General features: G+C 54.2%; 9 protein-coding genes and 3 pseudogenes. 7 read left to right on the forward strand and 5 right to left on the reverse strand.

The features are described from left to right. Positions 1-82 (forward strand): annotated as a pseudogene (locus QZ506_RS20675) (lipoprotein); the annotation flags it as partial. A 56-nt stretch (positions 83-138) separates the two neighbouring features. Then, positions 139-252 (forward strand): annotated as a pseudogene (locus QZ506_RS20680) (IS5/IS1182 family transposase); the annotation flags it as partial. A 255-nt stretch (positions 253-507) separates the two neighbouring features. On the opposite strand, the gene QZ506_RS20685 reads toward QZ506_RS20680, so the two are convergent. Both QZ506_RS20685 and QZ506_RS20690 read right to left on the reverse strand, forming a co-directional pair. Next, positions 508-990, reverse strand: a complete 483-nt coding sequence (locus tag QZ506_RS20685) for a DUF3053 family protein (protein ID WP_291973594.1) — start codon at positions 988-990, stop codon at positions 508-510. A gap of 22 nt (positions 991-1,012) precedes the next feature. Next, entirely contained in the window at positions 1,013-1,324 is a 312-nt protein-coding gene (locus QZ506_RS20690) for a hypothetical protein (protein WP_291973596.1), read from the reverse strand. Positions 1,325-1,362: 38 nt separating this feature from the next. Between QZ506_RS20690 and QZ506_RS20695 the strand changes: the two genes are divergently transcribed. The 4 genes from QZ506_RS20695 (at position 1,363) to QZ506_RS20710 (ending at position 5,317) form a co-directional block, all read left to right on the forward strand. Beyond that, complete coding sequence (locus QZ506_RS20695; RefSeq protein WP_291973598.1) at positions 1,363-1,674, forward strand: hypothetical protein; 312 nt, start codon at positions 1,363-1,365, stop codon at positions 1,672-1,674. Positions 1,675-1,695: 21 nt separating this feature from the next. Beyond that, positions 1,696-2,325 (forward strand): helix-turn-helix domain-containing protein, encoded by a 630-nt coding sequence (locus QZ506_RS20700; RefSeq protein ID WP_291973610.1) that lies wholly within the window; start codon positions 1,696-1,698, stop codon positions 2,323-2,325. A 103-nt stretch (positions 2,326-2,428) separates the two neighbouring features. Next, positions 2,429-3,754, forward strand: a complete 1,326-nt coding sequence (locus QZ506_RS20705) for an APC family permease (protein ID WP_291973600.1) — start codon at positions 2,429-2,431, stop codon at positions 3,752-3,754. Positions 3,755-3,964: 210 nt separating this feature from the next. Further along, positions 3,965-5,317 carry an aminotransferase class III-fold pyridoxal phosphate-dependent enzyme gene (locus QZ506_RS20710; protein ID WP_291973602.1) on the forward strand — a complete coding sequence of 451 codons (1,353 nt, stop codon included), beginning with the start codon at positions 3,965-3,967 and terminating at the stop codon, positions 5,315-5,317. Positions 5,318-5,396: 79 nt separating this feature from the next. Here the strand turns inward: QZ506_RS20710 and glyS are convergent, their stop codons facing one another. The 3 genes from glyS to QZ506_RS20725 all read right to left on the reverse strand — a co-directional run bounded on the left by glyS (position 5,397) and on the right by QZ506_RS20725 (position 9,342). Then, positions 5,397-7,466, reverse strand: coding sequence for a glycine--tRNA ligase subunit beta (glyS, locus tag QZ506_RS20715; RefSeq protein WP_291973604.1), 2,070 nt, complete (start codon positions 7,464-7,466; stop codon positions 5,397-5,399). A gap of 5 nt (positions 7,467-7,471) precedes the next feature. Further along, positions 7,472-8,386: a glycine--tRNA ligase subunit alpha gene (gene glyQ, locus QZ506_RS20720; RefSeq protein ID WP_291973606.1), complete on the reverse strand. Its 915-nt coding sequence runs from the start codon at positions 8,384-8,386 to the stop codon at positions 7,472-7,474. Positions 8,387-8,535: 149 nt separating this feature from the next. Then, on the reverse strand, positions 8,536-9,342 hold the full coding sequence (locus tag QZ506_RS20725; protein ID WP_291973608.1) for a sulfite exporter TauE/SafE family protein: 807 nt from the start codon (positions 9,340-9,342) through the stop codon (positions 8,536-8,538). 598 nt (positions 9,343-9,940) lie between these two features. Here QZ506_RS20725 and QZ506_RS20730 point away from each other — a divergent pair. Beyond that, positions 9,941-10,020 (forward strand): annotated as a pseudogene (locus QZ506_RS20730) (IS1 family transposase); the annotation flags it as partial.

Raw genomic sequence — 10,020 nt, forward strand, 5'->3', positions numbered from 1 at the left:
GGTGGGTGAAGCCATGGCCATGGTCAAAGCGCTTAACCGGATCACGCTATTAGGAATGCCGAACAGTATTCGCATCACGTAACAATCGACCAGTATGGGGCGCAGTCGTTACAAGTTCTGATTTATTCAACAAAGCCCCGATTGAAAGAATACCGCCGTATTGCCATACGTTATGACGAAACGGCGAGGAATTATCTGTCGATGGTTAAACTGGGCTGCATCCGCCTCTTTTACAAGAAGTTATGCAATTAAGGGACACAGCCTAGCACGTCGGTTTGATACCGCAACCTCACGGACATATGTGACAAACATCACATATAATCCCCACATCATCGCTACATTTTAGTGATTGAGTTCACATAAAATCACCGAATACGGTCAATTCGACGCATCATCATCCGCATCAACGGCAGCACAATGTGACCACAATCACATTACAGCACTGTGATTTTGTTTTTATTATGTGATTTAAATCACTAAATATCATCACCACCTCACGTTATTGCCCTATAGTGATGGTTTCAACAACGGTAAAAGTGGTGGTAATCCGTTCATCAAATCGCGCTGCTGTGTTGCCAGAGGCGTAATAAGCGCGTTGTAACGCGCCGCCTGCACCTGCTGCCCCAGCAGGTTTATTGCCCCAACAGCGCTACGCACGCCGTCGCGTTGCGTCAAATAATCCTGTGGCACACGAATCTGAGAAACGTGCGCCAATAACGGTTTGAGGCTCACCGCCATGCTTTGCTGCAACTGCTGGGAAAAGGTGGTTAAGATGGCGTAATCGTTGGCAAAAGGTCCTAACCGTTTTTTCTGATCGTAACTCAGTGCAGGCGGCACACTACCCGATTGCGATGGCACGCTTTGCAATACCGTCATAAACGCCTTGCGCTGATCCGCTTCACTATCACCGCAGGCCGCCAGTTGGAACACCATACCCAACGCCAGCACCGGCAATAGCCAGCGCGCGCGCCACCCCATTGTTATCGTCATGCCATACTCCTTATCGCACGTCTTATCCGGTGAAAAAGCGGACCACATTGCTCCGCCTTATCCCTAAACATAGTCGAATAAGCGCGATACCCTCGTTTTTCTGCCAAGCTAACGGGATACTCAGAATGCGGTGGCCGGATAACAACGCACTGCTGCAAAATTGAGCAACACATCCATAACGGTGCAACGCCACAGCGCAAAACACGCCTATGGCAGGAACCACTCTATTTCCCGCTGTTTTACGACCATATTCAGCAAAAACATCACTCACAGCCCCCAAACGCAGAGATAAAATCTGCCATTTTTTTCTATTAAGCTGGTGTGATTCTTGCACAGTGGTTATATCCCATCACGACGCAGGAAAGACAGACGATGACACCCGCACTTCATCTTGGTGAGCAAAACGGTTTTCGTTGCGCGTCGCGCATTCAGGAACTGGCACAACACAGTCAACTGCTGACCGATTGGGCATTACGCTATGACCATATCTCTCACGGACGATTTGAAGGTAGCCTGAAAGAGGCCTGGCTGGACGGTGTACAGTTCTACCAAGAGCAACTGTCACAATCGGTGTTTCAACGCTGCCAAGGCCGAACGGGCACTCTCTGCCTCGGGGTGTTTAATGCACTGTCGGGAGAAGCGCGCTGGATGGGAAACAGTCTGACGCAGCAGGACATTACCTAGTCCTACGACGGCGGCGAGTTGATGCTGCAAACGCCGGAAACCTCTTCGCTATTGGTACTGAGCATTCCTTTGGCGCTGTTATCGGATATCACCGATGATCTGCCGCACCGGGTCTACGCCATTCATCACGCTCTCCTTGCCAACCGACTGCGCGAACACATTTTGGCCATGTTGCACAGCGTGATGGAACACCCGCTGCAATTTGCGCAACGGCAGGCACGGTTGCAATTTCTCAGTGATATTCGCGAGCTTGCCTTTGCCTTTTTCACAGCCGTGGGCACACAGACCATCAGCGTGAGCCCTTCTCTGCAAAAGGCGCAGCGTGTCGTCACCAAAGCACAGGACGCACTGATCGCACATCGCGATCGGCCACTGACTATGGATGAGCTGTGCCAACTGACCCACACCTCGCGTCGCACCCTGCAAAACTGTTTTGAAACCGTCACGGGCCAAAGCCCGGCAGTATTCCTGAAAAATATGCGACTCAACCGGGTGAAACGCATGCTGGTGATGGAAGGAGAGTACGCACAGATCAGCGAAATCGCCTCCAAGTGGGGCTTTTGGCACCTGTCGCAGTTTACCGCCGACTACAAACGCCTGTTTGCTGAATTGCCCTCTCACACGCGGCGTGCGGTTCATCATTTGATCTGAAAATGATGACTATTCGTCACATTCAGGTTTGCCAGATTTCGATAACGCACACGCCAGAGCACTTCATAGACTGACCATGAACCATCACGTAGGGGAACGGAACATGGCACAGCACTCATCATCAGCGCACGCGCTGCTCCAGACGGCATTACCGCGGGGGAACCAACTCCAGAAAGGCAGCCTTGGCCTTTGGTCGATCATCTTTTTTGTTATCGCCGCAGCATCGCCCTTAACCGGCGTCGCCGGAGGCTTGCCCGTCGCCTTTATGGCAGGCAACGGCGCAGGCGTGCCCGGTGTTTATGTTCTGGCGGGCGCATTGCTGCTTATTTTCAGCTTTGTTTTTATCGCCATGAGCCGTTATGTGGTAAACGCTGGCGCTTTCTACGCCTATATCGCACAAGGGCTTGGCACCCACAGCGGCATCGCCGGGCTCGGCATCTCACTGTTGGCCTACACCGCCATTCAGCTTGCCGTCACGGCCATGTTCTGCTTCTTATTCGCGCAGTTCGTGCAGATGCACACCGGTATCGCAGCACCCTGGTGGCTGTTCTCGCTGCTGATGCAAGCGGCGGTCGTCACACCCGGCATTGCCAAGGTGGAACTGGGCGGCAAAGTGCTTGGCGTATTGATGCTGATGGAAGTCGGCATTGTGTTGCTGGTTGACGCCGCCATTGTTACCCAGCCTATTGCCTTTGATATCAGCGCGTTTACACCATCCACCGTGTTACATGGCTATGTGTGCATTGCGATGATCTTCGCCATTTGCTCTTTCGTCGGCTTTGAAGCGACGGCGATCTACTCGGAAGAGTGTCGGCAACCGGCCAAGGTAATACCACGCGCCACGCAGCTCGCCGTGGTGCTGATCACCAGCTTTTTCGCCCTCTCCGGCTGGGCATTTGTGCAATATGCGGGGGCCGCTCACGTTGCAGAGCTCGCCGCCAACGATCCCGGGATGTTTGTGTTTACCGTCACTGAACAGGTGCTTGGCCAGTGGGCTATACAGGTGATGTCGGTCTTGCTGATCACCAGCCTGTTTGCCGCAACGCAGGCGTTCCATAACACGCTGTCTCGCTATCTGTTTGCCATTAGCAGTGACGGTTTGCTGTGGTCGAAAATGGCAAAAACCCACCGCACACACCAGACGCCCTATATCGCCAGTCTGGTGCAAGGCACGCTTATGCTGTGCGCCACCGCACTGTTCGCCCTGGCGCAGTTAGACCCGATGGCGAACGTTTTCTCCTGGGCTTCCGCCTTGGGCAGCATGTCGATTCTGGCGCTGCAATTCAGCGTCTCGCTCGCCGTTCTCGCCTACTTCCAGCGGAATCCTGCGCTGCCGGTGTCACGCTGGAGCCGCCTTATCGCTCCGCCCTCTCCGCCCTCGGCATGCTGGCAACGCTGGCGCTGGTGGTCAATAACCTCGACGTACTGAGCGGCTCCTCCTCGCCGGTGGTGTCATCGCTGCCCTATCTGGTGCTGCTGGTGGCGTTTGCCGGGTTTATGCGCACTTCCTGCGTCGCTTGAGCCCCGAGCGCTATTCACGCATCGGACAAATGGTCGAAACCCTGTAACGCCACGCGGATTCGTCCGTTGCCGCTCCGGCGGTAACGGCTCACCGTCATCTGATTTTATGGAGTTCACAATGACAACACCCTATAACCACACCAATTACCGTTTTTGGCACCCGATGGCACACCCGAATGACTGGGCCGAACGCGAACCGCTGCGCATTGTTAAAGGCGACGGCCTCTACATCTGGGATGATAAAGGGCGAAAAATGCTTGATGGCTTCGCTGGGCTGTGGTGTGTAAACGTGGGCTACAATCGCCCGGAAGTGAAAGCCTCCATCGCCAAACAGATGGATGAACTGGCTTACTACCAACTGTTTGACGGCGTCAGCCACCCGATGGCTGAAGCGCTATCTAATCGCCTCATTCAGATGACGCAGCAAGAAGATATGCGGCGGGTGTTGTACGGCATGGGCGGCTCAGACGGTGTGGAAACCGCCCTCAAGGTGGCGCGTTACTATTGGATTTTACAAGGCAAGCCGCAACGCACACGCTTTATCTCTCTAAAGAATGCCTATCACGGCGTACACATGGGTGGCACATCAGTGTCTGGCCTGCCGATTTATCGTATTAACTATGGCCCAATGCTGGAAGGCTGCACGCAGATCGAATCGCCCTGGCAGTATCGCAACCCTTGGAACTGCGACGATCCCGATATGTTAGGAAAATTGGTGGCTGAGCAGTTAGAGCGTGAAATTCTTTATTACAGACCGGATACCGTCGCTGCTTTCATCGCTGAACCCGTGCAGGGCGCAGGCGGCGTGATTGTGCCACCCGCTAACTTCTGGCCGCTGGTGCGCGAGATCTGTGATAAATACGGCGTACTGCTGATCGCCGATGAAGTAGTCACCGGATTTGGCCGCAGCAGTGCGATGTTTGGTTCACGCGGTTGGTGCGTAAAACCAGACATCATGGTGTTTGCCAAAGCACTCACCGCCGGATATGTGCCGCTGTCGGCTACCGTGCTGAATCAGCGTATCGAAGCGGCCTATCTGGATAACGGCGATGCGCGTGGATTGCTGATGACGGGTTTTAACTATGGTGGTCACCCGCTGGCTTGCGCCGCCGGGCTGGCGGTGTTGGATATTGTTGAGCAGGAGAATCTGCCTGCCAATGCCGCACTTCAGGGGGAATACTTGCTGGGTCAACTGCTGCCGTTTGAGTCACGCTTCCGCTCCGTGGGCAACGTACGGTGCAAAGGGCTGATGCTGGCGCTGGATCTGGTAGAGGACAAAGCGAGCAAGCGGTCATTAGCGCCGGATAACGTGCTGGCATTCCGTATTGCAGAAGCGGCACGCGATGCCGGCGCGGTGGTACGTCCGGTCGGACTGAAACTGGTGTTGGCTCCCCCGTTAACCATCGATAAAGCCGGTTGCGATACGCTGGTGATGGCACTGCAAACAGCGTTTGAGAAAGAAGACCGGTAACAAGACAACGGTAGAAAAAATGACCGTTCCTGCATGAACGGCACTTATTTGTTTAAATGCTACGCGTCGCGCTGTTCACTTACTGCAATACGGAAATATCCGCCACTTTCAGGAACAGGTTACGCAATTGATTAAGCAGCGTCAGACGGTTCAGACGCACGCTTTCATCTTCCGCGTTAACCATCACCTTATCGAAGAAGTTATCAACCGGTTCACGCAGTTCGGCCAGTTCCGCCAACGCTTCCTGGTAGCGCCCTTCTGCAAACCAGGGTGCCAGTTTGCTCTCCAGCGCGGTTACGTAGGTGGCCAGTTGAATTTCCTCTTTCTCGTTGAGCAGAGCAGCATCAATGTTGGCGTTCAGCGTATCGGTGGATTTCGCCAGAATGTTAGACACGCGCTTGTTGGCCGCAGCCAGCGCAGTAGCGGCATCCAGCGAACGGAAATGACTCACCGCTTTCACGCGGGCATCGAAATCTGCCGGGCGAGTCGGGCGACGGGCCAATACCGCCTGAATGGTGTCCACGCTATGACCTTCTTCCTGATACCAGGCGCGGAAACGGCCAAGCATGAATTCGATCACGTCATCGACCACATTAGCGTTGGTCAGCTTGTCGCCATACAGGCGTACCGCTTCTTCCGTCAGCGTTTGAAGATCGAGCTGCAGCTGTTTCTCAACGATAATACGCAGCACACCCAGCGCAGCACGGCGCAGCGCGAACGGGTCTTTATCCCCTTTCGGGTGTTGACCGATACCGAAAATGCCCGCCAGCGTGTCCATCTTGTCGGCAATCGCCAATACGCAGGCCACGCCTGACGCAGGCAGCGCATCTCCTGCAAAACGCGGCTGATACTGTTCGTTCAGTGCAATGGCAACGTCTTCGGCTTCGCCGTCGTGACGCGCGTAGTGCATCCCCATTACGCCCTGGGTGTCGGTAAATTCGAACACCATGTTGGTCATCAGATCGCACTTGGAGAGCAAACCGGCACGTTTCGCGTGAGCAACGTCGGCACCGATTTTCTCCGCCACCCAGCCCGCCAAGGCCTGAATGCGATCGGTCTTGTCGCGCAACGTACCCAACTGCTGTTGGAACAGCACGGTTTGCAGACGCTGAAGATGATCTTCCAGACGTTTTTTACGGTCGGTGTTGAAGAAGAATTCGGCATCCGCCAGACGCGGGCGCACCACTTTATCGTTACCCGAAATAATCTGTTGCGGATCTTTGGATTCAATGTTGGCAACAAAGATGAAATTCGGCAGCAGCTTTCCGGCGTTGTCATACACCGGGAAATACTTCTGATCGCCCTTCATGGTGTAAACCAGCGCTTCGGCAGGCACTGCCAGGAATTTTTCTTCAAAGCGCGCTGTCAGCACTACTGGCCATTCCACCAATGAAGTCACTTCTTCCAGCAGGCTTTCGCTCAGATCGGCATTACCACCAATCTGACACGCAGCCGCTTGCGCATCGGCTTTGATCAACGCCTTACGCGCTTCATAATCGGCGATAACCTTGCCGCGCTCCAGCAGGATGCTCGGGTATTGGTCAGCGTTATCGATGGTGAATTCGGATTCTCCCATAAAGCGATGCCCGCGCACAGTGCGGGAGGATTCAATGCCCAGTACTTGACCGGGGATCAGTTCATCACCCAACAGCATCGTTACCGTATGCACCGGACGCACAAACTGGGTCTCTTTATCGCCCCAGTGCATCAGTTTCGGGATCGGAAGTTTCGCCAGCGCGTTTGCGACCATATCCGCCAACAGCCCCTGCGCGCTGCCGCCTTTTACCAGCGCGCGATACAACAGCCACTCGCCTTTGTCCGTCGTCAAACGTTCTGCCTGATCGACAGTGATACCGCAGCCTCGCGCCCAGCCTTCAGACGCTTTGGTCGGTTTGCCCTCCGCGTCATACGCCTGAGCAATGGCCGGGCCACGTTTTTCGACTTCACGATCCGGTTGTGCGGCACTCAGTTGAGCCACTTTCAGCGCCAAACGACGCGGCGCAGCAAACCAGCTTACGTCGCCGTGTGTCAGTTCGGCATTATCCAATTCAGTGGTGAAATTGGCGGCAAAGGACTCCGCCAGAGAACGCAGCGCCTTTGGCGGCAGCTCTTCCGTGCCAATTTCCACCAGAAAAGTCTTGTCAGTCATCGCTGTTAGCTCTCTTTCTTGTTACACATCGGGAAGCACAGCGCTTCACGGGAAGCGTAGTAGGCTTCGGCCACCGCTTTGGTCAGCGTGCGAATGCGCAAAATATAGCGCTGACGTTCGGTAACGGAAATGGCTTTACGCGCGTCCAGCAAGTTGAAGCTGTGCGCCGCTTTCAGAATGCGCTCGTAGGCAGGCAGCGAAAGCGGTTTTTCCAGCGCCAGCAGCTGTTGCGCTTCTTTTTCGTACTGCTCGAAGCAGGTAAACAGGAAATCGACATCGGCGTATTCGAAGTTATAGGTGGACTGTTCCACCTCGTTTTGGTGGAACACGTCACCGTAGGTGGTTTTACCCAGCGGGCCATCGCTCCACACCAGGTCATAGACGCTGTCAACACCCTGAATGTACATTGCCAGACGTTCCAGACCATAAGTGATCTCCCCGGTCACAGGCTTGCACTCAAGCCCCCCCACCTGCTGGAAGTAGGTAAACTGCGTGACTTCCATACCGTTCAACCACACTTCCCAGCCTAGCCCCCAAGCACCCAGCGTCGGGTTCTCCCAGTTATCTTCCACGAAACGAATATCGTGAATGGTGGGGTCCAGCCCCAGCTCTTTCAGCGAACCGAGATACAGTTCCTGAATATTTTCTGGTGACGGCTTGATGATGACCTGAAACTGATAATAGTGTTGCAGGCGGTTCGGGTTTTCCCCGTAACGACCGTCGGTAGGACGACGCGACGGCTGTACATAGGCAGCAGCAATAGGCTCCGGCCCCAGCGCGCGCAGACAGGTCATCGGATGAGAGGTGCCAGCGCCGACTTCCATATCCAAAGGTTGGACGATGGTGCAGCCTTGGCGAGCCCAGTAATCCTGCAACGTCAGGATCAGGCCTTGGAAGGCCTTGGTATCAAACTTTTGCATGTCAGATTCACGCGATACATGTGGATTTATACGGAATGCGCCAGTATACCGTCTGAGTGCAAGATATACAGCCAGAATGCTGCAACAACTTCACTTCAGCGGCACTTTATTGATATAGAGGCCCGTTTTGCACGGCGCGGCCCATCGGCTCACGCGGTGAACACCGTTTGCAACATTTTCAGGCTTAGCACCAGCAGCAGTGCGGCAAAGATCTTTTTCAAGGTAGCAACCGGCAAACGATGCGCCAAACGCGCGCCAAACGGCGCGGTAAAGAAGCTCACCGCCGAAATCAGCAGCACGGCAGGCACTGAGACATAGCCCAGCGTGTAGGCAGGCATCCCCGTCGTGGACCAGCCGTTAATCATATAACCCAGCGCTCCCGCCAGCGCGATAGGCAGCCCCACCGCCGCCGACGTGCCAATCGCCTGCTGAATGCGCACATTACACAAGGTCAGAAACGGCACGGTGAGTGATCCCCCGCCAATCGCCACCAGCGCAGAAATACCACCGATAATCAGCCCCGCCAGCGATACCCCAGCCACTCCCGGCAGTTGGCGCTGCGCTTTGGGTTTGATGTTGAGCACCATCTGCAATGAAACATAGGCCATAAAGCAGGAAAAGAAGATCGCCAGCGCCCGCGTAGGCAGCAGCGTCGCCAACCAAGTAGCGGCAAAGGTGCCTATAAGGATCGCTGGCGTAATACGCAGCACCACGGGCCATAACACCGCCTGATGCTGGTGATGGGTGCGCAAGCTGGAGATCGCGGTAATGACAATCGCCGCCATTGAGGTGCCAAGAGCCAAATGCACCAGATGCTCACCTTGTACACCCTGTGCAGCAAACAGTGCCGTTAAAATCGGCACCATGATGCCGCCGCCACCAATCCCCAACAGCCCCGCCACGAACCCGACAACGCCGCCCAACGCCAGATAGGCAACGATCCACTCAATAGCCATGTGCTTCCCCTTCCCCGCTTGCAATGTGTAATAGTGTATAACCTGTGCAGTGCCTTTCACGCGCCGATCTTATTGATTTCTTGTGAGCACGCACACAAACAACTGGTTTCATATACAGTTATTTTTTGCTATGATCGTGATTGAACCGCGCTTATCTTTAGCAACATCATGATGGAATGACAACTTGATGAAACTGCAATAGCCTGCGCTTATTTGTATTAGTCGCGACTAATACAAATTAAGGAAGAGTGCTGGGTCAGCCATTCCGGCTCTGGCATTTTGCAAACGCGCATGACCTTTACTGGGGTATCGGAAGTTACCAACCAACCTTTCCGGTGGCATGGATAAGCTCCGCTTGCGCCCGGAGAGAGATATCTGGGCACATCCTTATTATCTACAGAGAGAGGTAAGGAAGTTTTGCAAGAATCGTTTTTTGCAAGAGCAACCCTATCCGGAAGATTATAGTGCTACATCATGAATGAATCATATCTTGAAAAAAAAGGGAGGGGATGTCGATGTCTAACCAACACAACAAGACGGTCGTGTATTCAATATGTTGATTGCAGTGTGAAATGTCCGGTTTTGGATGTGGAATACAGTGGCTAAAGTTGATGTAAGATGCCCGTTTTGTGAACAGACATCTCCTGTGAAAAAACACGGTGATGGCAAAAGTGGCCA

The sequence above is a fragment of the Candidatus Symbiopectobacterium sp. genome, from assembly GCF_020054415.1.
In the GTDB taxonomy this organism is placed as follows: Bacteria; Pseudomonadota; Gammaproteobacteria; order Enterobacterales; family Enterobacteriaceae; genus Symbiopectobacterium.

Coding starts and splice junctions, on each gene's coding strand:
- glyQ (WP_291973606.1), bottom strand. CDS start 8,386: ATGCAAAAGTTTGATACCAAGGCCTTCCAAGGCCTGATCCTGACGTTG.
- QZ506_RS20695 (WP_291973598.1), top strand. CDS start 1,363: ATGACACCCGCACTTCATCTTGGTGAGCAAAACGGTTTTCGTTGCGCG.
- QZ506_RS20700 (WP_291973610.1), top strand. CDS start 1,696: ATGCTGCAAACGCCGGAAACCTCTTCGCTATTGGTACTGAGCATTCCT.
- QZ506_RS20710 (WP_291973602.1), top strand. CDS start 3,965: ATGACAACACCCTATAACCACACCAATTACCGTTTTTGGCACCCGATG.
- QZ506_RS20705 (WP_291973600.1), top strand. CDS start 2,429: ATGGCACAGCACTCATCATCAGCGCACGCGCTGCTCCAGACGGCATTA.
- QZ506_RS20685 (WP_291973594.1), bottom strand. CDS start 990: ATGACGATAACAATGGGGTGGCGCGCGCGCTGGCTATTGCCGGTGCTG.
- QZ506_RS20725 (WP_291973608.1), bottom strand. CDS start 9,342: ATGGCTATTGAGTGGATCGTTGCCTATCTGGCGTTGGGCGGCGTTGTC.
- glyS (WP_291973604.1), bottom strand. CDS start 7,466: ATGACTGACAAGACTTTTCTGGTGGAAATTGGCACGGAAGAGCTGCCG.